15 protein-coding genes and 5 pseudogenes are annotated in these 24,173 nt (G+C 64.4%); 9 read left to right on the top strand and 11 right to left on the bottom strand.

What is annotated here, in order from left to right; translation table 11 throughout:
• Nucleotides 1–648: 648 nt before the first annotated feature.
• Together OG310_RS37815 and OG310_RS37810 are read right to left on the bottom strand one after the other, a co-directional pair.
• Nucleotides 649–1,597: pseudogene (locus tag OG310_RS37815) on the bottom strand (IS30 family transposase); the annotation flags it as partial.
• A 61-nt stretch (nucleotides 1,598–1,658) separates the two neighbouring features.
• Nucleotides 1,659–2,391, bottom strand: a pseudogene (locus OG310_RS37810) (transposase family protein).
• Between the two features lie 548 nt (nucleotides 2,392–2,939).
• Between OG310_RS37810 and OG310_RS38820 the strand changes: the two are divergent.
• Both OG310_RS38820 and OG310_RS37805 read left to right on the top strand, forming a co-directional pair.
• A pseudogene (locus OG310_RS38820) lies at nucleotides 2,940–3,665 on the top strand (AfsR/SARP family transcriptional regulator); the annotation flags it as partial.
• A gap of 210 nt (nucleotides 3,666–3,875) precedes the next feature.
• Complete coding sequence (locus tag OG310_RS37805) at nucleotides 3,876–4,868, top strand: NB-ARC domain-containing protein (RefSeq protein ID WP_329460717.1); 993 nt, start codon at nucleotides 3,876–3,878, stop codon at nucleotides 4,866–4,868.
• A 67-nt stretch (nucleotides 4,869–4,935) separates the two neighbouring features.
• On the opposite strand, the gene OG310_RS37800 is transcribed toward OG310_RS37805, so the two are convergent.
• A protein-coding gene (locus OG310_RS37800) for an IS5 family transposase (RefSeq protein WP_443078929.1) occupies nucleotides 4,936–5,786 on the bottom strand; the annotation gives its coding sequence in 2 pieces (ribosomal slippage) (nucleotides 4,936–5,439 and nucleotides 5,442–5,786; 849 coding nt in all).
• 890 nt (nucleotides 5,787–6,676) lie between these two features.
• On the opposite strand from OG310_RS37800, the gene OG310_RS37795 reads away from it, so the two are divergent.
• Nucleotides 6,677–8,053: an IS1380 family transposase gene (locus tag OG310_RS37795; protein ID WP_329460716.1), complete on the top strand. Its 1,377-nt coding sequence runs from the start codon at nucleotides 6,677–6,679 to the stop codon at nucleotides 8,051–8,053.
• Between the two features lie 602 nt (nucleotides 8,054–8,655).
• Here OG310_RS37795 and OG310_RS37790 read toward each other — a convergent pair.
• From OG310_RS37790 to OG310_RS37780, 3 genes and pseudogenes are all read right to left on the bottom strand, one after another.
• On the bottom strand, nucleotides 8,656–10,110 hold the full coding sequence (locus tag OG310_RS37790) for a ThuA domain-containing protein (protein WP_329460715.1): 1,455 nt from the start codon (nucleotides 10,108–10,110) through the stop codon (nucleotides 8,656–8,658).
• Between the two features lie 1,161 nt (nucleotides 10,111–11,271).
• Nucleotides 11,272–12,089, bottom strand: a pseudogene (locus OG310_RS37785) (IS5 family transposase).
• 50 nt (nucleotides 12,090–12,139) lie between these two features.
• A protein-coding gene (locus tag OG310_RS37780) for an IS5 family transposase (protein WP_329460714.1) occupies nucleotides 12,140–12,942 on the bottom strand; the annotation gives its coding sequence in 2 pieces (ribosomal slippage) (nucleotides 12,140–12,600 and nucleotides 12,600–12,942; 804 coding nt in all).
• Nucleotides 12,943–12,982: 40 nt separating this feature from the next.
• Here OG310_RS37780 and OG310_RS37775 point away from each other — a divergent pair.
• A complete protein-coding gene (locus OG310_RS37775) occupies nucleotides 12,983–13,828 on the top strand; it encodes an ATP-binding protein (RefSeq protein ID WP_329460713.1) in 846 nt (281 codons plus the stop codon).
• 222 nt (nucleotides 13,829–14,050) lie between these two features.
• On the opposite strand, the gene OG310_RS37770 is transcribed toward OG310_RS37775, so the two are convergent.
• Together OG310_RS37770 and OG310_RS37765 are read right to left on the bottom strand one after the other, a co-directional pair.
• On the bottom strand, nucleotides 14,051–14,830 hold the full coding sequence (locus OG310_RS37770) for an SDR family NAD(P)-dependent oxidoreductase (RefSeq protein WP_329460712.1): 780 nt from the start codon (nucleotides 14,828–14,830) through the stop codon (nucleotides 14,051–14,053).
• A gap of 167 nt (nucleotides 14,831–14,997) precedes the next feature.
• The gene (locus OG310_RS37765; RefSeq protein ID WP_329460711.1) at nucleotides 14,998–15,543 is read right to left on the bottom strand and encodes a TetR/AcrR family transcriptional regulator; all 546 of its coding nucleotides are present in this window, start codon (nucleotides 15,541–15,543) and stop codon (nucleotides 14,998–15,000) included.
• Between the two features lie 167 nt (nucleotides 15,544–15,710).
• Between OG310_RS37765 and OG310_RS37760 the strand changes: the two genes are divergently transcribed.
• From OG310_RS37760 to OG310_RS37750, 3 genes are all read left to right on the top strand, one after another.
• Nucleotides 15,711–16,550: an oxidoreductase gene (locus tag OG310_RS37760; protein WP_329460710.1), complete on the top strand. Its 840-nt coding sequence runs from the start codon at nucleotides 15,711–15,713 to the stop codon at nucleotides 16,548–16,550.
• Nucleotides 16,551–16,677: 127 nt separating this feature from the next.
• Entirely contained in the window at nucleotides 16,678–17,562 is an 885-nt protein-coding gene (locus OG310_RS37755) for an SDR family NAD(P)-dependent oxidoreductase (protein WP_329460709.1), read from the top strand.
• 251 nt (nucleotides 17,563–17,813) lie between these two features.
• On the top strand, nucleotides 17,814–19,265 hold the full coding sequence (locus OG310_RS37750) for an aldehyde dehydrogenase (protein ID WP_329460708.1): 1,452 nt from the start codon (nucleotides 17,814–17,816) through the stop codon (nucleotides 19,263–19,265).
• An 88-nt stretch (nucleotides 19,266–19,353) separates the two neighbouring features.
• Here OG310_RS37750 and OG310_RS37745 read toward each other — a convergent pair whose 3' ends face one another.
• Entirely contained in the window at nucleotides 19,354–20,196 is an 843-nt protein-coding gene (locus OG310_RS37745) for an IS5 family transposase (protein WP_329460823.1), read from the bottom strand.
• Nucleotides 20,197–20,377: 181 nt separating this feature from the next.
• Between OG310_RS37745 and OG310_RS37740 the strand changes: the two genes are divergently transcribed.
• On the top strand, nucleotides 20,378–20,503 hold the full coding sequence (locus tag OG310_RS37740) for a hypothetical protein (RefSeq protein ID WP_329460707.1): 126 nt from the start codon (nucleotides 20,378–20,380) through the stop codon (nucleotides 20,501–20,503).
• Between the two features lie 794 nt (nucleotides 20,504–21,297).
• Nucleotides 21,298–22,098, top strand: coding sequence for a C40 family peptidase (locus tag OG310_RS37735; protein ID WP_329460822.1), 801 nt, complete (start codon nucleotides 21,298–21,300; stop codon nucleotides 22,096–22,098).
• Nucleotides 22,099–22,687: 589 nt separating this feature from the next.
• On the opposite strand, the gene OG310_RS37730 is transcribed toward OG310_RS37735, so the two are convergent.
• Complete coding sequence (locus OG310_RS37730) at nucleotides 22,688–23,167, bottom strand: AAA family ATPase (protein WP_329460706.1); 480 nt, start codon at nucleotides 23,165–23,167, stop codon at nucleotides 22,688–22,690.
• A gap of 114 nt (nucleotides 23,168–23,281) precedes the next feature.
• A pseudogene (locus tag OG310_RS38815) lies at nucleotides 23,282–24,001 on the bottom strand (AfsR/SARP family transcriptional regulator); the annotation flags it as partial.
• Between the last annotated feature and the right edge of the window lie 172 nt (nucleotides 24,002–24,173).

Here is a 24,173-nt window from a genome sequence, read left to right as displayed (position 1 = left end):
CGCTTCGGGAAGTACCTGTTTTAAGCGAACACGACGCGCATCCACCAAACATCTACTGGCGATAGCTTGGCCGGCCAGGCCGCTTCTGTCACCCAGTCCTGGACCTCTTCAACGACGTGGACTTGAGAGGAAGACTGTACTGCGAGACCGCAGGTCCGGCTCGCTTCCCCCCAGGCAGGAAGCGCCCTCACCAAGACGCCGGACGCTTCCGCTTCCAGACTGGCTTCGGTGCCGCACTGCCGGGCGAGTGAGCTCGCCCGGGTTTGGCGGGCATTCGAGATCAGGGGTTCGTCCCCGGGGTGTCCATCATGGAGAGCATGGAGAAGAAGCCCCGTCGCGCTCGCCGGTCATTCACGCCGTAGTTCAAGGCCGAGATCGTTGAGGTGTGCCGCCTTGGCGACCGTTCGATCGGCCAGGTCGCCAAGGACTTCGACCTGGTCGAGACCCGGGTGCATGACTGGGTGAGACAAGCAGAAGTCGACGCCAGCGAGCGGAAGGCTTGACCAGCAGCGAACGTGACGGGCTCGCCGCGCCGCGGTGGGAGAACCGCCGACTGCGCGAGGACGTGTAGGTCCTCCAGCAGGCTACAGATTTCTGCGCGAAGGAGTCTCAATGATTGAGTCAACCCGGCGGGGCGGAGGTGAAGGTCCAGTTGTCGCGCAACACAGCCCACAGCACATGGATGCCGGTCTCGACAGTGAAGGCCGCGTGCGCGGACAACTCCTTGCCGCGGTCCCAGGCGGGACACCGCCGAAGTTGCTCAGGCCGTGTGGTCATCGTCTGGCCAGGGCGTCCTTCATCTTGGTGGCGCCGTAGCCGGCCAGAGCGGGTCCGTTCTTCCTGCGCGAGACCACCCCGTAGCCCTCCTCGGCGCTCGACGAGAGTCCCGATCGCCGAGCGTTTCAGCCCGATAACAACGCCGCCCTCCCAATGCCCGGGAACAGCGCGGTCCTCGGCCTCGGCGGGACGCTCGATGAGGACGTGGGCCCACGCCTTGTGCCGGCTGCGTGCCCGGGGAGCGTGCAGCGCCCCTCCGGTGCGCAGGCAGGCCGCCAACTCGCGTTTCAGCCCACACCTCCCTCGACATAGAGCGCCTGATAGACCGCCTCACGATTGATGCGCATGCCCTCATCGTCAGGGAACTCGACCGGCAGGCGTCGCGCGATCTGCTCCAGGCTCCATGCTGTCACCCAGCCCCTGTCACCGCGGTGCGGCTGGCTGCGCCCCTTCCAGGCCGGGCCCTCCGACCCACACGGTTGCCTCGGGCATCGGTGACGTCCTCCGACAGTCGGGCCTGGAAATAGGCTCGCAGCCTCGGATTGTCAACGAGTTTGGCCATCTTCAGGTGCCCGGCCCAGCGTTCAGCGTGTCACCGCGCGGTCGAGGCCCCGCGGTCCAGCTTGTAGGTCCGGATAGAGGCTTTTCGCCGCAACTCACGGGATGCCTTCGACGGCGCCCGTCCGAGCCTGTGTGCGATCTCGCAAACGCCTGCGCCCTGGGCATGCCAGACAGCGATGTTCTCCCGTTCGGGAAACGACAGGTAACGCCGGGACGCCTCATCAGGACGACACAGATTCACGCAGCCAGCGCGCCGGAACTAGCGGAACGGGCCTTGACCCCTGATGTTGAACACACGAGGCCCTGAGTCTTCTCCAACCTCATTTTGATGCGTGATGAAGGACGGGGACGGCCTTCGCGATGTCGGTGATCGGTTGGTGCTGCAGTGGGGTTTCTGCAGGGGCGCCAGCCCTTGGGAGTCACCATGGCCTGTTCGCCGAGGCAGCGGATCCTGGCGTGGCTTCTGTGGTGATGGCGCTTCCATCTCTTCAGGCGGCGGCCCCGGAACGGGACCCGGACGGGTGTGCCGGCTCCTTGGTACACCTTGTCTCCCCGGCACTTGAGCCCCGCATCGGTGAATGCGTCGACGATGCCACGAATACGCGCGGAGGTCAGATCGTGCGTGGAACCTGGAAGCGCGGGCGAGGCCTGCGGCAGCCGATCAAACGGGTCGGTCAGGACCTGGGCATTCATGCCGCGGCGTTTGTGTTTGCCAGAGTAGTAAGGGGTGTCTGCGGCGATCCGGTCGAACGGCAGGAGCGTTCCGTCGAGGATCACGAAAGCCAGCCGGCGCGCGGTCTGCGTGACCTCGGCCGGGCTCGGGGCGATGGCGGCCGGGGCATCTATCGCCTCGCGGATGCAGCGGTAGACCGTCGCGATCCCGATGCCGAACCCGGCGGTGAGTTGGGCTCAGGTGTCGACGCAGTGCAGGTGGGCCAGGACCAGCAGGGCCTAGCGGCCCGACGTGATGCGCCGCCACCGAGTGCCGATCTCGCGACGGCGAACAGTCAGGTGCTGGGCCAGCTCACCCACGTGCGTGCTGGACAGACCGATGCCGACGGGTAGACAAGCACACGAAGCTCCTGGTCAGCACGGGTGATCCTGGTCGTGAACCCGTCTTCCAGGAGCTTCATCAGTTCGTACAGCCCGCCAACCACCTGTCCACACCATCAGGTTGGAAAAGGCTCACCGTCTTGTCTTCACCAGCTGTCGGCGCACCCGCAGCGGGGAGCTCGCCGCGAGTGCCCGGGGAGACTCCCAAAGGCGGGTGCGATGCCGAGGCAGGGGCATTCCCTTCCGTCACCTCATGCGGCGTAAGACGTCATGTTTTCACGGCGCAATATCTGCATGCATGAAGGTACAGGTCGAAAAGACGGCCTCTGTGGCGTTTCAACCGATGTCCGAGGGATGGACTCGCTGCCCCGCAAGGAGGGAGGTGCCTTGGAAGGTCTCGTCACCTGAAGGGACCGCGCTCGTTGACGTGTCCACGTCCCTGACGTGGACGACCGAAGGAAGTACAAGTGGCGTACCAGCCCTCTGTATGCAGTCGGAGGGTAGGAGGTTGCGTCGCCAAATCTACACATACAGAAAAGACTCCCCTCATGCCCACCGAATTTGGATTTGACGTTCTGGGCCCCCTCCGTGTTCGTGTCGGCCAGGATCGAATTGAGGTGGGCCAGCCTCGACAACGCGCGGTGCTCGTTTCACTTCTAATGAGGCACGGGGCCTCTGCCAGTGTGCCCGAACTGGTGAATGACGTGTGGGGAGATAGCGCCCCTAACTCAGCGGCAGGATCTGTTCGGACATACATCTACAGGCTGCGCCAGGTAGTGCGCGATGAAAGTGGCGCTTGCTGCCTTAGGTCGACGGATGGTGGCTATGCGCTTCATTTCACACCTGGGGATCTCGACGTCAATGTTTTCCGTCGATTGGTCGCCCAGGCCAGGCACGCGCACTCAACAGGCGCCCTCGATGCAGCCTCAAGCACCTTCTCCCGTGCGCTTGACCTTTGGAAGGGAACAGCCATGGCTGGAGTACCGGGACCCCACGCTCAACACCAGAGGGAACTGCTGGAGGAGCTTCGTCTGACAATTGTCGAAGATCAAGTCAGATGCGAAATCGATCGAGGCAGGTGTGCTGACGCCGCGGCACGGCTGAGTGAACTTACGAGCAAATACCCCCTCCGTGAGCGATTGGTCGAGTTGAGGATGGTCGCACTTTACGGGTCGGGGCGACAGTCCGAGGCACTCGAGGCTTTCCAATCAACCCGGCGGCTTCTTCGTGAGACGTTGGGTGTGAACCCATCCGCGGCCCTAGAGAGAACTCACCAGCTTGTCCTGTCGAACCGTCTCCCATCAGCTTCCGCTGTCGAGGATGGGCGGCCTGGCACGAGGCGGGTCGTGTGGCGCCCCGGCTTTCCAGCCATACCCCGCCAACTCCCCCCAGGAGTACGCGGGTTTACCGGTCGTCAAATGGAGATGGACTCCCTCGCGGTGTTCGCGACACCCCAATCCACCGCCGGGACCCCCCCTGTTGTCATGGTCAGCGGGCAGGCGGGTGTAGGAAAAACGGCGTTGGCCGTTCACGCGGCACGGACCCTGACCCCTTATTACCCGGACGGTCAATTCTTCGTCGACTTGGGCGGCTTCTCTGCCGTCAGTCAACCTCGTGATCCAGTAAATGTAATTGGCGACCTAATCGCGACCCTAGGAGTCCACCGCAATGATGTTCCGGAAGGCTTGGACGCCCGCTCCATGCTGTTCCGAGGGCTCATAGCAGATAAAAAAATGATCATTGTCCTAGACAACGTCCAAACCTTGGAACAGGTGCGCCCCTTCATGCCGGGTGAAGAGACCTGCCTCGCCATCATCACCAGTCGCAACCGTCTGACAGGGCTGATTACGACGTACCAAGCCCTCCCGCTTCCACTAAGCACCTTCACCAACGGCGAGGCACAGGATTACCTTTCGAAGAGACTCGTCGAGCGAGCCGTTCACAGACAGGACATCCCACTTCTGGCCGAGATCGCTTCGCTATGCGACAAGCTCCCTCTTGCGCTCTCGACGGTAGTAGCGAAGGCTGTATACCGCAGCGAGCTTTCACTGTCAGCGGTAGCTGAAGAGCTTCGGGAGTCAGAAGACCCTTTTTCTTTTCTCAATGATCCGGATCCTAGCGTCGACCTAAAGACCGTACTGTCCTGCTCTTACCGTTCCCTTGGCAGCCTCCCTGCCGGCTTGCTCAGCCGCCTGTCTTGGAGTGACAAATCTTCAACTGACGTTATTGAAGCAGGCGGTCTTATGAACGTCGCATCTTCTGTCGCGCGCTCAGCCCTCCTGAGCTTGGTGGAAGCCAGTCTCATAGAGGAGATTCAGCCTGGTCACTACACGGTTGGCCGTCTGATACGGGCATCCGCGCGATTGCTGTTGGAATCCGGGCCCGCCAGGTCATTGCACACGTCGGGGACGCCCTCAGGAGCGAGTGAAGGAGAAACTTCCTCCCATTCCCGAGGCAGCCACAACACGCGAGACTGAAACGAAATCCTGCCACTGGCACAACAATCTTATGCGCCACTCACGCCTAGGGCGTGTCTTCAAAGGGTCATATCCACATCAGGAGGGATGCGATCGTGACGGCCGCTTCGTAGGATTCGCGGGTTTTGTCGTAGCGTGTGGCGATGGCCCGGTACTGCTTTAAGACGTTGAAGCAGCGCTCAACGACGTTGCGCTTCTTGTAGCGCTCCTTGTCGAAAGCGGTTGGTCTGCCGCCGCTGCTGCCGCGTCGACGACGGTTTTCTCGTTGGTCCGAGCGTTCGGGAATGGTGTGCGGGATTCCGTGTTTGCGCAGGTAGTTACGTATGCGGCGGCTGCTGTAGCCCTTGTCGCCCAGAAGGTGGTCGGGCCGGGTGCGAGGTCGGCCCGGCCCCTGGCGGCGGACCTTGATCTGCGCGAGGACCTGCTCCAACTGTGTGCAGTCATTGACGTTGCCGCCGGTGAGGACGAAGCCCAGTGGGCGGCCGCGGCCGTCGCAGGCGAGATGGATTTTGGTGGTCAGTCCGCCACGGGATCGTCCGAGGGCGTGAGCGTGTGCCGCTTCTGCGGGGGCTGCCCCTTTTTACGGGCGCCGGCCGCGTGCTGGTGAGCGCGAGTGATCGTGGAGTCCACCGACACCAGCCAGTCGATGTCTCCTGCCGCATCTTTGCCGGCCTGGAGAGTCTCCAGCATCCGTGTAAACGTCCCGTCCAGGGCCCACCTGCGAAAACGCGTGTACAACGTTCGCCATGACCCATACCGCTCAGGCACGTCACGCCAAGCCGAACCGGTCCGCAGTTTCCATACGATCCCGTTCAGTACCACCCGATCGTCCAGCCGGGGCCGCCCCGTCTCCGTCCTTGGCAACAGCCCCGACAGCACATCCCACTCTTCGTCCGAAAGCTCATGCCGCCGCACCATGCACCACATGATGCCCCATCAGTTGCCTTTGAAGACAGGACCTAGCGCCGCCTGGCATCTCATAGATTGCTTCGATCACGCCCCCAGACAGCGAGCACTTCCAGCGTTGCCGTTCGAAGCGCAGGGACGGCCTTGACGACTAACGTCATCCCATGGTGACTGGTCCTGGACCTTCAGAAGATCCATGAGGACTTCAGCAGCGCCCTGCCCTGCTCGACGGGTGCCCGGAACGTGGTCGATGCCCGGGTGGCCCTATTTCGCGCAAGAGGCAGTGGCCCACCGGGCGGTCCTCTGCGCCTGGGCCGTTTTGTTTAAACCGGGTCTGTCAAATGAGCGGCTCTGTCCCACATACGGTGGTAGCGCAGAGTAAGTTCGGGAGTGGTTGCAGGTCAGGCCGCGACCGGGTCTGCGGGCGAGCTTCGATAGCCTTTGCCGGAGCGCTGCCCCTGCCATTCGGGGAGATACCTCTGAGCTGCGAAACTCCCAGGTCATGACGCTCAGTTACCACCGGATGTGAGACAGAGTCGAACGTTTGACAGCCCCCGCGGCCAGTAGATCGGTCACCACGGTGGTGTATGTATGAGCGGCGTTGACCGCGATAACAAACCCGATGACGACTTGAGTACACCAGACCGGCCAGCGCGCGTTCGTACGGTGAGAACTTGCAGCGGCGCTGACCCTCGAGGGTGGCAATGCGCACGGTGAGGTGGCCGGCCCACTGACACCCAACGGCGTGCTCGACGCTCGAATCCAGTTCGGCCTCATTAGCCTCGGGCTTTCACGAGGTGGGCTGTCCAAGAGTTGATCAGAAACACGGAAAGCGCCCTTGACCTGCAACGATAGGACTTGCTGAGGGTCCTGTTGGCTGCAAGGAAAAGAGCACTTTCCAGGTGAGAGAGCCTATCTCGTCGTACCCACGTGTCCGTGTCCAGGCAGACGGTCGGCAGGTGCTCTCGCAGGCCGGTGCGGTCCTGCTGCTGGAGACGGTCCGCAAGACGGGCCTTGACCAGGCGATATCCGCAGCTCTGGCTCCGTGGCGCAAACCGCGGGCCGTCCACGATCCCGGCAAGATCCTCCTGGACGTCGCCCTGGCGGTCGCACTGGGCGGGGACTGCCTCGCAGACGTCGCCATGCTGCGGTGTGAGCCGGCCGTCTTCGGCCCGGTCGCCTCCGACCCGACCGTCTCCCGCCTGATCGACACCCTCGCCGCATCCGGCGACAAAGCCCTGCAGGCCGTCCGGTCCGCACGCTCCGAAGTCCGTCATCGTGCCTGGTCGTTGGCCGGCGAGAACGCCCCGGACGCCGACGGCCAGGTCACTGTCGACCTCGATGGCGTCCTCGTGATCGCCCACTCCGACAAGCGGGACGCGGCCGCGACCTGGAAGAAGACCTACGGCCACCACCCGCTGACGGCTTTCGCCGACCACGGACCGGGCGGAACCGGTGAACCCGTCGCCGCCCTCCTGCGACCGGGAAACGCGGGCTCCAACACCGCCGCCGACCACATCACCACCGCCCAACTCGCCCTGGCCCAACTGCCCAAACACTACCGGCGAGGACGGCAGACGCTGATCCGCACGGACTCCGCCGGCGGCACCCACGACTTCGTGTCCTGGCTCGCGAAGCGGGGCCGATGGCTGTCCTACTCGGTCGGCATGACGGTCACCGAAGCGATCCACGAACACGTGCTGAAGGTCCCCGCCTCGGCCTGGACCCCGGCCGTCGAGGCCGACGGTGAGGCCCGGGACGGGGCCTGGGTCGCCGAGCTCACCGGCAAGCTCCTGGACGACTGGCCCAAGGGCATGCGGCTCATCGTCCGCAAGGAACGGCCCCATCCCGGCGCCCAGTTGAGGATCACGGACGCGGACGGCATGCGGATCACGTGCTTCGCGACCAACACCACCGGCCGGCCGATCGCCGAGCTCGAGCTGCGCCACCGGCTCCGGGCACGGGCCGAGGACCGGATCCGGGCCGCCCGAGCCACCGGCCTGCGCAACCTGCCCCTGCACGACACCGCCCAGAACCGGGTCTGGATGGAGATCGTCCAGATCGCGCTCGACCCGCTGGCCTGGATGCCCATGCTCGCGCTGACCGGCCGGGCGAGGCTCTGGGAACCGCGTCGATTGCGGTTTCGCCTGTTCTCCGCAGCCGGCGAGCTTGTCACCACCGACCGGCGCAGGATTCTCCGCCTCGCCCGGCACTGGCCCTGGACCGGCGAGATCACCGCCGCCCTTGAACGGCTCGCGCTCCTGCCTGACCCCGGCTGACTGGCAACCCATCGTCCCTGCGGCAGCATCACCCGCCCGGGCAGCGGAACCCGGCGCCCACCCGACGCGACAGCCGGGCCACCGGCCTGCCCGGCATCAGCACCGGAAAGCAAAAGGGTCCGCCGACTCCGTCGGCGGACCCTCAAGAAAGATCGAGGTTAGCGCTGACGCCGTCCTGACGTCTCTTGCATAACGCGGAATCGACGACTTGAAATACCCTCGTACGGCGAAGGATGCGTCGCGCTTGACCGCGCCTGGGCGTTCAGTGCCCTACTGACCCTCGCTCGCGATCCGAAGAGCAAAGCGGTCGGTGCCGCATATCGGCCCCGACCGCGTGTCACGAAGGTGGCAGCTCGCCCGGATTCCCAGTCGGATTCGAGTAACGAAGATCGTGACTTGCTTCTATCTCACCAATCCCCCCGGTCGGCTGTTTCGTATCCCGCGCGCCATTCTCAGTTCTCTTAATGCCCTCAAAACGTCCCGAGGTATCTCAGGCCTCTGAACGAAAACCACTACCCTGGCCTCATCAACGTGACCACCTTGAAGGAGTGGCCGAGGGAGGTAGGCGTCGCTCCGGGGTGGGGGGTTTCGGTGAGAAGCGTCTACTTGTTGCTGGGAGAGGCGTTGCTGGTCAGATGCCAGCGTTGATTGGCCCCATACCAGCAGAACCATACCTGTAGCTTTGTCTCGTTCGCAGTTTTCTTATCCTTGGCATCAAGGCACCGGCCGGATGCCGCATTAACGAACATGTGCCCGACCCTCGCCCACTGCTGTGAAGAAGAAGCGTTGCAGGGCGCCATGATCACCGGAGTGCCGTCCTTGAGCCCGCCGCTCTGTAGATCCATACACTGTCCCAGCGCCTGAAGCGTGCCATTTCCATTACTGGACCAGAGCTGCGAATCCCCTTTTGTGCAATCGTTCAGCTGCACAGCGGATTCCGCATTTTCGTTATTTCCACTCACTTCAACGCACTTGCCCGTTGTTCCCATCATTACCTGCCCTGCCTTCACCGGAGCAGTAACGGAACTCGAGGGCTGGGGGCTAGGCGACGCAGGGGCTGACGAGCTGCTGACGCTCGGAGAAGGACTCATCGGCGGAGAAGGGCTAGTCGAAGGGTTCTTAGCCGGAGTTACCTTCGAGTCGACCCCGCCAAGACCCTCAAGGCCCTGCAGAACGAGTTGGTCCTGCTGCTCGCTGGCGAATGTGTGAGACAGCGTCTTGTTCTTCGCGTAGTCCATGGCATTGTGGCCGAAGTTGTTGTAGATCATTTTGTAATGCTTATTGGTCCACACTACAGGAAAGTCGCCCTTGCGCCAGGTTTGGGCCGGATCCGTACCGACAGGGAAACTGGACTGATCAATAGAGGCAATGATGCGAAGATCGGGATTCTTCCTCAGATCCTGATCCCAGCTATACCACTCGCTCGTCGATGACTTAATGGTATCCGGAAGTCCGCGCGTTGCGGGGTTGCTTCGGTCCTCTATTTTAAGAGTCTCGGATGTCGGTTCCCAGCTGTTCGATTTAAAGGCGCCAGTCCCAAGGAAGGTGTTGTGGTACCAGGGCCAGTCGGATGGATTGTCATTGTAAGCAGAGACATGGAACCCCATCCACGCTCCGCCGTTCTTCATGTAATTTTCAAAGGCCTGCTGCTGATCCTTAACATGAGGATAGTCGTCGAGGAACATGACGACCTGATAGTGGGAGAGATTGCCCGCATTCAACTTCGACCAGTCGTCCGTCGCGGTCCATGAAAAATTGTGGGAACCTGCTACCTGAGGAAACCATCCCTTCGCCTCTTCGTCGAAACTTGCGTGTGCGGGATCACTTTGCTTACTGTCGTAGAATGCGAGGACGTTGAACTTGGATCCACTGCTCTCGGGGGCGTCCGTTGCGTGAGTCACGTTCCCTATGTCCGCGTCAACAGAGCGAATCTGAGTCGTGCTCCGCTGCCCGCCCGTACTGCCCCATGATGTCCCGAGGGCCAGCACTGCCGCGGCACAGAGCGCTGGGGCTCCCAGCAGCACGGCATAAGCTTTCTTCTTACGTGAAAGTTTCACGATTATCTCCGTAGTGGTTCGACCAAAAACGCATTGCGGCTGGCGTGTGCGATGATTCTGCGCGAAGGCCCTTGTATCTACGCACGGCGACTCGAACATGGGAGACGCCAGTCAATCTGTTCCCGATTCGTCGCCTGCTTCGCTTCTCGGAACTTGCTGACGCCTCGTTTCGGATCGACGCCGGGTGCTGAGTTGTGAGCTGTCCCCCTCATTGCTCCCGGCCTCTTCCCAGTGAGTGCTGAGGGCAGCTTCACTCGGCCCTGCTGGCCGGAGGCCCTCTCCCTGTATCGACGGCGTAGGAGATCGTCCGGTTCAAAACCCTCCGAGCGCAAGGCGGTTTGCGCCACGCAGGCACGGGGGTTGGGTCGGACGGCTACCGTCGTCGAGCGGCTTGCGTGGCGGGCCCCGGTGCTCGGTGCTCTGGGTCGGGAGCGATAGTCCTCCCTTGTCGGGCATCCGCCGCCTAAGGGCTGTCCCGTAACTCTGGGCACCGCTTGCTAATGTCCAGTTCAACCCATTTCGCTAGGATCCGGTTTAGGCCGCAATTCGGGGCGCAACCAGACAACCAGATCTGCTTGTGGTGACCTACCGACCTCTGCCCTGAGTTACGGGACAACGCTTAGTACTCCAGTTGCACTTCGCTCGGGTCGCCGTCAGAGGCACAGCCGTCTTGGTCCGGCAGGGCAGGATTGCGCCTGGCGAGCGAGCCGCCAAGGCACGTCAGACCTGATGGCACGCCAGTTTCGGGCGCCCTCGGTAGTGCCGTTGGCCTGCAGGAACACGGATGTACGGCTGTAGTACCACTCGCTTTCGCGCGCTGGGCGCTCTATGAGGTCGTGACACGATCACGGTGAGACGTCCTGGTTGGTCGTGATCGGTGTGCCGATTGCACCGCACGTCGTGATGTGACTATTCATCCGTGTATAGCGAACGACGGCCTATGAGTGTTGATCGAGCTGCTTCTCCCCCACCGGTTGAAGCGGTCGCCAGGGCCGAGGCTGAGACTGCCTAGACCGTGAGGCATCCCCTTCGTCCTCTACAACGACGTCGACTGGCAGCTGCTCGTGTCAGAGCGGGGGTTCGCCCCTCGGACTTGCGGCTGTGTCGGGACCGGTGGCGGAAGGCCGGGGGTCGATGTCCTCGGCCGCCTTAGACAGTGTCCTATGTGGTGAGCCGAATGAGTCGTTTGTAGCAGCAGAGGGCGGCGGCGAGGCCGAGGAAGGCCAAGTAGTTGCGGGGATGACGTTCGTAGCGGTGGTTGAGTCTGCGGTAGCCGGTCAGCCAGGACATGGTCCGCTCGATGACCCATCGTCGTCGGCCTCATCGTTGGCTGGACTCGATTCCTTTGCGGGCGATGCGGACGCCGATGCGTTTGCCGCGGAGCCATCGTCGCAGGTCGCGCTGGTCGTACGCCTTGTCGGCGTGGAGCTTGCGGGGTTTGTAGTGCCAGCCGTTTTCGGGGTCGTGTCTCGTTTGGAGACCGGCGACCATCGCCTTCAGGCCCTGACTGTCAGGGGTGTTGCCTGCGGAGACGCCGACGACGAGGGGCAGCCCGTTCGCGTCCGACAAGACGTGCATTGTGGAGCCCGGTTTGCCTCGGTCCACGGGGCTCGGACCTGTGAGTTCGCCCCCTTTTTAGCCCGTACGTGGGCGGAGTCGAGGACCGTGCGTGTGAGGTCGAGCAGTCCGCACTCGTCGATCCGATCCAGCACGGCCTCGTGGAGCCGGCCCCACACCCCGGCTCTCGACCAGATCAGGAACCGGCGATGCGCGGTGGACTTCGAAATGCCGAAACAGGGTGGCAGGGCCCGCCAGGCACAGCCACTGACCAGGACGTAGATGATCGCCGCGAACAGCGTCTCATCAGGCGTGTCCTGCGTCCCGCCGCCCTGCGGCCGCACCTTCGACGGCGGGATCAATGGCTCCGCGATCTCCCACAAACCATCCGGAACAATCCAACTCCACGTACCTCGCCCCATGTTCAGCTCAACGAGACGCTCCCACATAGGACACTGTCTTAGAGGACATCTCATTTGGCTAGTCGGCGGTAGCAGATGAGGGTTGCGGCGATGCCGGCGAAGGCGAGGAAGTGTTCTGCTTTGCGTTCGTAGCGGGGGTGGAGGCGGCGGCAGCCGGCGAGCCAGGACATCGACCGTTCCACGACCCAGCGATGACGGCCCAGGCGCTCGGAGGAGTCGACGCCTCTGCGGGCGATGCGGTGGGTGATGCCGCGGCTGGATAGCCATTGCCGCAGGTGGTGGTAGTCGTAGCCTTTGTCGGCGTGGAGCTTGCCAGGCTTACGCCGGCGCGGTCCGCGGCGGGAGGGGATGGGCGGGATACCCCGCACGAGCGGCTCCAGTCCCTGGCTGTCGTGCATGTTCGCTCCGGAGATACCGATCGAGAGCGGTAAACCGGTGCGCTCGGTGACCAAGTGGATCTCCGACCCGTACTTACCGCGATCCACAGGATTCGGACCTGTCAGGTCCCCTTTTTCATGGCCCGCATGTTCACCGAGTCGATCGCGCACCGCGACCAGTCCAAGTCCCCGCGCGCGCCGAGTTCGTCGAGGACCAGGCGGTGCAGCTTGGCCCACACCCGGGCCTTAGACCACTCACTGAAGCGACGGTGAGCTGTCGGCCCCGACGGTCCGAACGACGGCGGCAACTGCGCCCACGTACACCCCGACGTGGCAACGAACACGATCGCCGCCAACACCTCACGTTCCCCATGACGTCGACGACCACCACCTTGCGGCCGAACCGGAGCCGGCGGCACCACCCGCTCGAACAACCCCCACAACTCGTCAGGCACGAGACGCTCCACGATTCCCATGAGCCGAGGCTACCGAACCAACCAAATGAGATGACCTCTTATGGCGCGGCTGAGCGATACCGCCCAGCCGATGGCTGTCGAGCGAGCAGCGTTGCCGACTGGGGATGCGCTCAACCGTGAACCGCTCACGGCTGCGTGTCTGATCGCCATCTACGACTCGGTCGACCACACGTGCACGATTGTTCGCGCCGGCCTCTCGGAGCCGTATCCGGTCCTTCCCGACGGCGCTTCGAAGACGGTGTCCGTGCCGGGCGGGCCCGTCCTTGCCGGAAGCGATCACGCGCCCTTCCCTGCCACCGAATTGCCGATGCCAGCAGAGAGCCTGCTCGCCGTCTGCAATGAGAACCTCCTCGAGAACACACCAGTCCTGCGCTCCCTGCTGCGCCAGGGAGCGGCGTTGCCGCTCTCCGAAGTCAGCGACAGGCTCTCCTACGCGCTGCGCGACCGCAATGACACGGAGAAGATGCTGCTGCTGGCGCGTGCTCGCGGACTGCCCGCAGACAAGGTGCTCGCGGTTGCGCTGGCCGAAGATGCAGAGGCCGTCCCAGCCGCACGCAAGGTCGCACGCAGACAGCTCTCCGCATGGAGGATCGGTGAGGAGGATGTCTTCACCACCGAACTCATCGTCAGTGAGCTCGTCGGCAACTCCGTCCGCTACGGAGTTCCGCCGTATCGCCTGCGGCTCATCATGGACGGGCGCCTGACATGCGAAGTCCGTGATGCAGGAGCAAGCGCGCCACGTCTCAAGCACGCCCGCGTAATCAACGAGGGCGGCCGCGGTCTGTTCATCGTCGAGAGTATCGCCGACAACTGGGGCATTCGGTACCACAACGAGGGCAGGACAGTCTGGGCTCAACAGGAGACGGCGGCAACAGGCTTGGCGTAGGGCGGACGCTGCGAACCCGGACCGTGCCCGCAGCAACGCCGGGGAGGATTCGCGAAGGTCTCCGCGGGGGCCTGGGCCAAGGTATGGACCCTCGCCCGGTCCGACGCCAGGGAACGGTAGCGCGGCTGCCCCTGCGAAAACGCCGTCCCGGCTGAGTGCGGTGGCCGGGGGGCGCGAAGCGCCACCTGCCGGGTCACATGTAACCCCGCAGGTGACTCAACGTCACATGACTGAGCGGATGGTGCCGCCGTCGACGCGGATGGTCGCGCCGCTGACGTAGTCGGCATAGGGGCTACTGAGGTAGGCGACGGCGCCGGCGACCTCGTCGGGTCGGCCGAAGCGGTGCGTGTCGTTGGGCACGTAGCTGTCGGCAGCGTTGCGCTCGATCTCTTCCCACGTGTCGCCCCAGCCGCGTTCGGGGGCCATCTCTGTGAGCATGTCCCGGACGGCGTCCACCATGATGGCTCCTGGCGAAACGATGTTCGAGGTCACTCCGGTTCCCTTCAGCTCACGCGCCAGGGAGACGGCAAGGTTGTGACGCGCTGCGAGCGTGGCGTTGTAGTGGGGCTGCGCAGCCATGGGCTGTGAGGCGAGTCCGCCGCCGATCTGGATAACGCGTCCCCATCCCCTGGCCCGCATGCCCGGTACCAGTCGCTGGATCATACGTACGCCCGAGATGACGTTCACCTCGTAGGTGCGTGTCCAGGTGGCGGCGTCGGCTGAGTCCCAGCCGGCGTGATCGTAGGCTCCGGCATTGTTGACGAGAATGTCGATGTCGCCGGCGCGATTGGCTACGTCGTCGGCTCCGTCCTCTGTTGCGAGGTCACCGACCACTGCCGCGACCGCGCCGATGTCCTGTGCCACCGCGTGTGCTCGGGCTTCGTCCCGTCCGTGCACAACGACGTCGGCACCTTCGGCTGCCAGTAGCCGCGCGATCGCGGCGCCGAGGCCGGAACTGGAGCCCGTCACAAGAGCCCGGCGGCCTGTGAGTGCGAGGTCCATGATTGTCCTTCCGATTGTGTGCATGGGTGTGTGGGCCGCGGCCCCCGCCTGTGATTGCGGGGGCTGGGCAGGACGCGGCAGGCGTGCGGTTCACGCCTGGAGGTCCGGCAAAGCGCGCCTTGGCCTGGTGTGGCGAGGCGTCTTCGTTCCGCTCGGGGGCGGGGGTGTCAGGCCGCGCCGAGGCCGTTCAGGAGTGTGGAGGCGACGAGGTCCGCCGCCTGCGGAGGTTCCAGGTCGGGGAACCGGTGGGCGACAGTGTCGACGAGCTGGTCGAGAAGGCTCCGCGCCCAGATCTCGTCGACGTCGGCGCGCAGGTATCCCTCGTCCAGCGCGCGGCGGATGAAGGCGTCCAGGCGCGCGCTCTGCTCCTGTCGGCGGATACGGGCCGAGGGATCGTTCTGCATCATGCGGCGAGTGTCGAGAGGCCATTCGCGACTGACGGGGATGATCCCCTCCAGGTAGCGGTGGAGGGCGACCGGCAGGGGGGCCTCCGCTAGGCGGGCCTCGTCCAGGACGCGCTCGGAGGAATCGAGCTTGGCCTGGAAGACGGCGCTGAGCAGGGCTTCACGGTTCGCGAAGCGGCGGTGGACGGTGGTTCGGTCGACTCCGGCGGCGGCGGCGATGGCCGACATGGAGGTGCCCGGGTCCTCGGCCAGGAGCCGAGCTCCGGCATGGAGGACCGCAGTCAGGTTACGTGCGGCGTCAGCTCTCATGGTTTGGCGAGCCTATCCCTTCGATTCACTTAAGTCGATATCATCCCATAACGAGATGCAACGCTCACCTTTTCTGCATCACGGGTGTTGCATTTGCGTCTACTTCGTCTACAGTTGAGTTGCTGCCCCAGGCTGGGTGCTGAACGAGACGAAACGAGGAACACGCAATGGCACGGACTTGGCTGATCACTGGGGGCTCGCAGGGCCTGGGCAGGGCTCTCGTGCTCGCGGCACTGGAGGCCGGCGACAACGTCGTGGTGACCTCCCGCAAGCCTGAGGCGCTGGCTTCTCTGAAGGCCGAGCACGCCGAACAGCTTCAGACGGTGGCGCTGGACGTCACCTCCGCGTCCCAGTCCCGGGACGTCGTGGCCGCCGCGGTAGGGCGGTTCGGCTCGGTCGACGTCGTAGTGAACAATGCCGGCTACGCAACAAGCGGCTCGATCGAGGACTTCCCCGAGGACGAGTTCCGCGCACAGATCGACGCCAACCTGTACGGCATGGTCAACGTAACCAGGGCTGTCCTGCCGGTCGTGCGCCGCCAGCGGTCCGGACACATCGTGCAGATCTCATCCATCGGCGGCCGCGTGGGCGGAACACCGGGACTGAGCGCCTACCAGACCGCCAAATTCGCCGTCGAGGGCTTCTCCGAGGCCCTGGCGAACGAGGTCGCACCGTTCGGCGTCAAGGTCACCATCGTCGAGCCGGGCGGCATCCGCACCGGCTGGGCCGCGGGTGCGGCGAAGCCGTTGGGCCCCATCACCCCCGACTACGAGGAGACCGTCGGTCTGTGGCTGACCCGATTCGCGGAGTACGCCGGCAACGAGCCCGGTGACCCCGACCGCATGGCCCGCGCGATCATCGGCGCCGTGGACTCCGAGGAGCCCCCGCGCCGCCTGCTGCTCGGCAGCGACGCCTTGGGAATCGCCATCACCTCCGAGGAAGGCCGCCTCGCCGAGGCCAACAAGTGGGCCGAGGTGAGCCGCTCCACGGACTACCCCTCCGCCTGACGGACCCCGCGGGCACGGCGCGGGCCGGTCGAAGTACCCCCGAACCCGCGCCGTGCCCGCAGCCCGCGCCCCCCGTGACGGTCCGCCCCGTCGAGCAGACCACCGATTCCTGCAGAGGTGAGAAGCAGTGAGCAAGACCTTTCTGATAGCCGGTGCCGCCGGGGGCCTGGGCAGCCGCGTCGTCGAGGCGGCGCTCGCCGCCGGCCACAACGTGATGGCAACAGACCTGGCACCCGACACCGTGCCCGTCCCCGACGAGCACCGAGAGCGACTGCGCGTACGCGCCATGGACGTGACCGATCCGGCCTCCGCCCGTGACGCCGTCGCCCACGCCGTTGCCGAGTTCGGAGCCATCGACGTCCTCGTGAACAGCGCCGGCGCCCGGAGCGTCGGCTCCATCGAGGACATGTCCGAGGATGAGTTCCACCGCGATGTGAACGTCAATTTCTTCGGCGCGGTCAACACGGCGCGCGCCGTACTTCCGGTGATGCGCCCGCGTCGTTCGGGCAGCATCATCAACCTCTCCACCGTCGGCGGCCGCCGCAACCAGCCCGGTCTAGGCGCCTACCAGTCCTCGAAGTGGGCCCTGGGCGGGTTCACCGAGATCCTCGCGCGTGAGGTCGCCCCCATCGGGATCCGCGTCACGCTCGTGGAACCGGGCGGCATCCGAACCCCCTGGGCAGCAGCCCCCATGCCCGTGCCGGACATCCACGACGAGTACGAGGAAACGGTCGGCGTCTTCGCCCGCACCTACAGCAACAACCCTGACGTGCAGCGTGGTGACCCGGCCAAGATGGCCGCCGTGATCCTGCGCCTCACCGAGGAGCAGGCCCCCCCGACGCGGCTGCTCCTGGGCTCCGACGCTGCCTGGCTCGCCCCGCAGATTGCCGAGGCGCGCGCCGCCGAGGACGCCGCCTGGCGCCAGGTCAGCGCCTCCACCGACCGCGACGGACTCGGAGACTTCGCCGACACGGCAGTCGCCCAGATGGTCCGCCCGCCCACGAGGAACTGACCGCAGCTGGACCGCCCCAGACGGCCCGCCCAGCAGCATTCGCTCCCGCAGAACGGCTGGCAGCACCACTACTGCGACCTTCGGCGCGCCGTGATCTCAGGCCCGAGCGCCTGCACCGACGTCAGCCGACCCCGGCTTGCCTCGGCAGCTCGTCGCCCCCTGCAGCCCCGATCAGGACGCGTCAGCGCGCGTACGCCCTGATCTCCCCATCTCTTCCCTGACCCCCTCATGCACGTGAAGGAACGACAGACATGACTGTGCGTAACAACCTGTACATCGGTGGTTCCTGGATCGCTCCCAGTGACCCGGATCTGACCCTCGACATCCTCTCCCCCCACGACCAGTCGGTCCTCGGCCGCGTGGCGCAGGCCGCACCGGCCGACGTGGACAAGGCTGTCGCAGCGGCCCGCGCCGCCTTCGACCACGGCCCGTGGCCCCACACCACGCCGGAGGAGCGCCAGGAGGTCGTCCGTCGCTACGACGCCCTGCGTACCGCCCGCGCAGACGAAGTCGCTGCGGCCATCTCCGCGGAAAACGGTTCGGCCGGCTGGTTCACCAAGGTCGGTCAGCCCTTCCTGACCCGCCAGGTCAACGCCTACCTCAAGGCGGCTGAAGAGTTCGGCTGGGAAGAGGTCGTGGCACCCTCCGACCCGTCGGTGGCCTTCGATACCATCGTGCGCCGTGAGGCGATCGGCGTGGTTGCCGCGGTGATCCCCTGGAACTCGCCCTTCTCCGCGGCCACTGCCAAGCTGATCCCGGCTCTCCTGGCCGGCAACACGGTCGTGCTGAAGGTCTCCCCGGAGAACTCTCTGAGCATGGCCTTGCTGGCGGACCTCTGGCACGAAGCTGGCCTGCCCCAGGGCGTGCTCAGTGTCCTTCCGGCGGACCGTGAGACCAGTGAGTACCTCGTCTCGCACGCCGGAGTGGACAAGATCTCCTTCACCGGCTCGACGCGAGCCGGCCGGCGAATCGCATCCATCGCAGGTGAGCAGCTCAAGCGCGTAGGCCTGGAACTGGGCGGCAAGTCCGCTGCGCTGATCCTGGACGACGCGGACCTGACCGCCGTCATGCAAGGTCTGCGATTCGGCTCACTGGGCAACAACGGCGAGGCATGCCTCCTGCAGACCCGCATCCTGGCCCCTCGCAGCCGCTACGAAGAGGTCGTGGCGGCCGTCAAGGACATGGTCGAGTCGCTGAAGGTCGGCGATCCCGCCGCACCCGATACCTTCATCGGCCCGATGATCCGCCGTGACCAGCAGCAGCGAGTCATCGACTACATCAACATCGGAATCGAGGACGGCGCGCGTCTAGTGACGGGTGGCCCGCAGATCCCTGAGGGCCTGGAGAAGGGCAACTACGTCACACCGACCGTCTTCGCCGACGTCGAAAACAGCATGCGAATCGCGCAGGAGGAGATCTTCGGCCCGGTTCTGGTCGTGATCGCCTATGACGACGATGACGATGCCGTTCGTATTGCCAATGACTCCGCGTACGGCCTGTCCGGCGGAATCTGGACCACTGACCCCAATCGCGCCCTGTCCATCGCCCGCCGACTGCGTACTGGCACAGTCACGCTTAACGGATCGCCGATCAGCTTTGACGGTCCCTTCGGCGGATACAAGGCGAGCGGCATCGGCCGCGAGTACGGCAAGGTCGGCCTGACCGGCTACGTCGAGCACAAGTCGATCACGCGTACCCGGTAGTCACACACTGGAGGGACGGGCCGGATCGATTTTCGAGCTGGCCCGTCCCCATCTCCAGGATCAGGCCCACTCTCGCTTAGACCGTGTCCTACGTGGTCAAGTTTCGGAAGCGTTTGTAGTAGCAGAGGGCGGCTGCCAGCCCGAGGAAGGCCAGGTGGTTGCCGGGGTGGCGTTCGTAGCGGTGGTTGAGTCGGCGGTAGCCGGTGAGCCAGGACATGGTGCGTTCGATGACCCAGCGTCGGCGTCCGAGTCGTTCGCTGGACTCGATGCCTTTGCGGGCGATGCGGACCCCGATGTGCTTGCCCCACAACCATCTCCGCAGGTGGGGGACGTCGTAGGCCTTGTCGGCATGGAGACGCTGAGGCTTGGACCGGGCTGCGTGGGATTCGTGTCCCATGTGGAAATGGGACAGCATCGGCTTCAGCCCAGGGCTGTCGTGGGTGTTGGCCGCGGAGAGTCCGACGCGTAAGGGAACTCCGTTCGCATCCGACAGGATATGCATTGTGGAACCGGGCTTACCCCGGTCCACGGGACTCGGACCTGCAAGTGCGCCCCCATTTTTCGCGCGAACATGAGCCGAGTCCAGGACCGCCCGGGAAAGGTCGACCAACTCCTGCCTGTCCAGGGGTTGGAGGATCTTCTGATGCAGCCGGCCCCAGACACCTGCGCGCGACCAGATGACGAACCGGCGGTGCACCGTTGACTTTGAGGCCTCGAAGCACGGCGGCAACGCACGCCATGCACACCCGCTGACCAGTACGTAGATGATCGCTGCGAAGACCGCCTCGTCATCGATGTTCGCCACCCCACCGCCCTGCGGCCGTACACGCACCGGCGGCAAGAGCGGCCTAGCGATCTCCCACAGTCCGTCCGGAACAATCCATCCCCACCGTCCACTCCCCCATGCCCGCCTCAACGACCAACTGTCCATGTAGGACACGGTCTAAGTTACGGTACAACGCTTAGGACGAGGCTCATCAGTCGCCGAGGCCGCCATGGGCCAGGACCTGGGGCGTGGCCGGTCGGACACCAGTGGTTAGGGTGTGGAGTCGGGGTTCCGGACGCGTCTGCGTAGCCGGTATACGGACTTCAAGTATGGAGGAGGTTCACGGTTGATCTACAACTTCCGCGTCCGTCGAGGAAGCAAGGGCGAGTCCAAGGACTTCGCCTGGCAGGACTACCGCGGCCTGATCGTGCGGGCACACAAGCAGTTCGGGGGCCCGGTAGTCCCGGTCTGAGACAACCTGGGGACCCATCTGACGACGCAGATGGAGGCTCTCCATCCCCTGGGACAACGGGGCGCTGAGTGTCGTCCACTTCCCCGCCTGCGCACCCGACCGTTAACCCGCGGGAGAACGCCTGGTCGCTGGTTAAACGCACCCTTGGCAGCTGCGCCGCCGCGTACCTTGGCCAACGAGCCACGGCCTTGAAACACAGCCTCCGGATAGTTCAGTATCGGTCGCACCTGATCAACGGCTCCCCCACCGGCATCGGCCTGACCCTGCCGACGCGACCACGATCACGCCAACACCGCGCAATCAAGTTCAGTAGCGACCTCATCTCGTTGAACCACGCATCCGCTCGAGGCGTTGTCCCTAAGAGGACCCTCACATACTTGCGAAACGGCACAGTAGCGCTCAGTGAAGATCAACCTCAGGGCAGGCTATGAGCGTTCGAAACGATCCATCACCAGGTCGGAAGAGAGGACGGGCACTTGTCGGACACATACGAATCCGCCACATGGTTCACCAGCGCCGAAGACTCTAACAACTACTATCCGTTGCCTGATTGGCCACACTGGGATACGGCTGACTACAGCATCACGGAGCTGCGAGGCGGGCACAGGACCAAGGTGGTCGGTGCGACCCTGGGCGTCTGCCTCGCCAGTGCCGTTTACTTTACGGCTACCGCTCAAGTGTCCGACGCCTCTCCACCCCACCTGGGCGCGCAAAAAATCAGCTCCTCGACCACAGGGACTCAAAGCCTGCCCAGCCCGAACCTCCTGGGCACGGAGTTCGCGAATACCGCACCAATGACCGAATCCTCAGGCGAGACACCGTATATCTCCGACACTCTTCGCTCACGCACGGGCACCGCGAAACCGCCTCCCACTAGTCCAAGCAGGACTGCCTCTGACGCCACCGCGCGAGCAGGCAAGGCGGTGGCCGAGCCCACGCACAAGAGTCGATCCCGCAGCAGCACCCCGCCCTCAAAGAAAGCCTCCACGAAGCAAGGAGGTACACGCGAAAGCGCGGCCCTCAGGCGCCCTCAGCCCTCAACCACCCCTCAGGCCCCTGCACAGGCCAAGCACCCCGCTCAACCTGTGCGGAAGACCGCGCATCCGGCTCAACCTGTGCGGAAGACCGCGCATCCGGCTCAACCTGTGCGGAAGACCGCGCACCCCGCTCAACCTGTGCGGAAGACCGCGCACCCCGCTCAACCTGTGCGGAAGACCGCGCACCAGGCGGTCACTTGGGCACTGGCGCAGGTGGGTACCCCCTATCAGTGGGGCGGGACGTGCACACGCCCGCATGGGGGGGCACCAATGGGGCGCTGCGACTGCTCGTCGCTGGTTCAACAGGCCTACCGAAGTGCCGGGATCTCCTTGGGGCGGACTACCTACGCACAGGTTAACGAGGGTTCCGCGGTTCCCCTTAATCAACTGATGCCCGGGGATCTACTGTTCTACGTGGGGTCGGCATCGCGTCCAGAGCACGTTGCCATGTACGTCGGAAATGGCAAGGTCGTCCAGGCTCCGCGACCAGGCCGAAATGTCGACGTCGTCGATCTGGCCTACAACGGTCATTTGCTTGCGGCGCGGCGGGTATCCTGACGTAGGTGGGCCGCAGTACCTCGGTTTAGTGGCACCACTCAGAACTCTAGGGGAAAGGCGAAGGTGTCTTCCGGGTTGAGGCGGTGGACTCCGCCTCGGATGCCGGAGGGCACCTCGCGCCTGCGGCTTTTCACCCCACCTACTGGCAGATCCGATAAAAGATGTCGTCCCGCAGGGTAAGGCGGCATATGACCACCTCGACACGCCAGGAAGTCTTTTTCAGCCCGCGCTTACCAGGCATCAGCGAGTCTTGGACGGCGGTTCCTCAGCTCATTGCAGACAGATGGCCAGCAACTCGCGCCGTCATCGCCGTCAAACCCCGAGGGTGGCCCATACGACTTCAGAGGTTACGGGCCACAACTGCCTCGACCTTCGATGCGGCAGACAGTACGCGTCAGGCATCATGAGGCAGCCTCTCGTCCGTCACCCGGGTCGATAACCTTGCCACGGTCCACCCGGAGGCCTGCCCCAGTAAGCCTCAACCGGATACGGTACGGGTGAACGCGCCTGCAGCCCGCGTCGGCCGTGACGAACCGGGGTAGCGATGTCAGTTCGTGGCACTACCAACACTGCCCCTGGCCTTTCATACTCAGTGCACTCGGGGACCAAGCGTAACGACGTGAGCCTGGTACCGGATCACGAGAGCGGATAATCCGTCGCGACTCGTCACAATGGTGAAGCCATCTGATCCGGCGATGAGGTCGCTTACATGCGCGCTGTCCCGAGCATTATCCAGCACCACCAACATCCGCCTGCCGGCCAGCATGCTTCGATACAGTGCGGCGCATGCACTCGTATCAGGCGGCACGGAATCAGCAGCCACACCAAGCGCCACCAACAAACGGGCCAGGGCTTCGCGCGGCGCGAGCGGATCCTTCGAATCTTCTGCACCTTCAAGGTCGATAAACAACTGACCGTCGGGGTATTCGTCTGCCACGTCTCTCGCGAGCCGGCTCGCCAAGACCGTCTTGCCGACGCCGCCGGTGCCTGTCAGGAGAAGAAGAGAGGGCCCCGTTGAGGACGCAGCACTAAATGCAGCACCTTCCGCGAGCTCCGCTTCACGGCCCACGAAGTGACAAGGCAAGGCGGGTAGCGACGTCAGGTCGGTCCTCGCCCGCCTCGGACGACTGGGTACGCGGGCAGGCAAGGGCCCGGGCCTCATGAGTTTGGCTTCTTGGGCTGCCTCGCGGAGCGGGGGCGAGGGGTCCACGCCCAGGCGGTCCCTCAGCTGGGCCCTGACGCGGGAATAGATACGGACTGCTTCGTCGGTTTGACCCGTCGCGTGCAGCGCTCGGATCAATAGCTCAGCCAGGTACTCGTGCATCGGATGCAAGGAAAGAAGTCTCGTCAGGTCCGGTAGTGCCCCTGAGTAGTCGCCGACTGCGACCAGCAAGCCAAGCCGCTCCACTACAGCATTGAGGCGGACTTCCTCAAGGAGCCTCCCCTGTTTCCCCGCGTATGGGCCCGGTACGTCCTTGAATGGAGCACCCTGCCAGAGGCCCAGTGCTTGACTCAGTGCGGCCATGGCCAATTCCACTCGGCCTGCTTCGCGGTGACCGTGTCCTTCATCGACCAGGGATCGGAAGCGTAGGGCATCCAACGAAGCCGCAGCGATGCCGTCCAACATGTAGCCGCCATCGGCCGAGTAGAGGTGCGGGCCCTCAGCAGTCGCGAGTACTCGACGAATTCGGTGCACGTGATTTCGCACACTTCCTGATGCACTGTCGGGTCTGTGAGATGACCAAACGTCATCGATGATTTGCTGCAAGCTGACCCGCCGGCCCGCACGCATGAGCAGCGAGGATAGGACTGCCCTGCACTGTGGCGGCCCCAGATCCAGCTCTCGCCCATCACCCCACGCCCGGACCGGGCCGAGGACCGAGAAGCGTGCCCCGTGATTCATCACCGGACCCCCCTTTCGGATGAAGTAATGTGCCAAAACCACGATGCCGTTGTGGCCACGTGGTACCGCGCAGCCGCAGGCGTACCTGATCAAGCCGCGCCACGCGCCGTCCACTGTCGTCACTTTGGTAGCCCCACCGTCTGCTGGGGTCCCAGAGTGTCCATGCGGCCGA

The sequence above is a fragment of the Streptomyces sp. NBC_01497 genome, assembly GCF_036250695.1.
In the GTDB taxonomy this organism is placed as follows: domain Bacteria; phylum Actinomycetota; class Actinomycetes; order Streptomycetales; family Streptomycetaceae; genus Streptomyces.
The sequence above is the reverse complement of the archived record's forward strand: the minus strand, read 5'-3'. Positions and strand labels throughout refer to the sequence as shown.

Bases quoted from the DNA above. Each gene is read 5' to 3' on its own strand.
- OG310_RS37805 (WP_329460717.1), top strand. From the start codon at position 3,876: ATGGTCAGCGGGCAGGCGGGTGTAGGAAAAACGGCGTTGGCCGTTCAC.
- OG310_RS37775 (WP_329460713.1), top strand. From the start codon at position 12,983: ATGGCGCGGCTGAGCGATACCGCCCAGCCGATGGCTGTCGAGCGAGCA.
- OG310_RS37770 (WP_329460712.1), bottom strand. From the start codon at position 14,830: ATGGACCTCGCACTCACAGGCCGCCGGGCTCTTGTGACGGGCTCCAGT.
- OG310_RS37765 (WP_329460711.1), bottom strand. From the start codon at position 15,543: ATGAGAGCTGACGCCGCACGTAACCTGACTGCGGTCCTCCATGCCGGA.
- OG310_RS37760 (WP_329460710.1), top strand. From the start codon at position 15,711: ATGGCACGGACTTGGCTGATCACTGGGGGCTCGCAGGGCCTGGGCAGG.
- OG310_RS37750 (WP_329460708.1), top strand. From the start codon at position 17,814: ATGACTGTGCGTAACAACCTGTACATCGGTGGTTCCTGGATCGCTCCC.
- OG310_RS37745 (WP_329460823.1), bottom strand. From the start codon at position 20,196: ATGGACAGTTGGTCGTTGAGGCGGGCATGGGGGAGTGGACGGTGGGGA.
- OG310_RS37735 (WP_329460822.1), top strand. From the start codon at position 21,298: ATGACCGAATCCTCAGGCGAGACACCGTATATCTCCGACACTCTTCGC.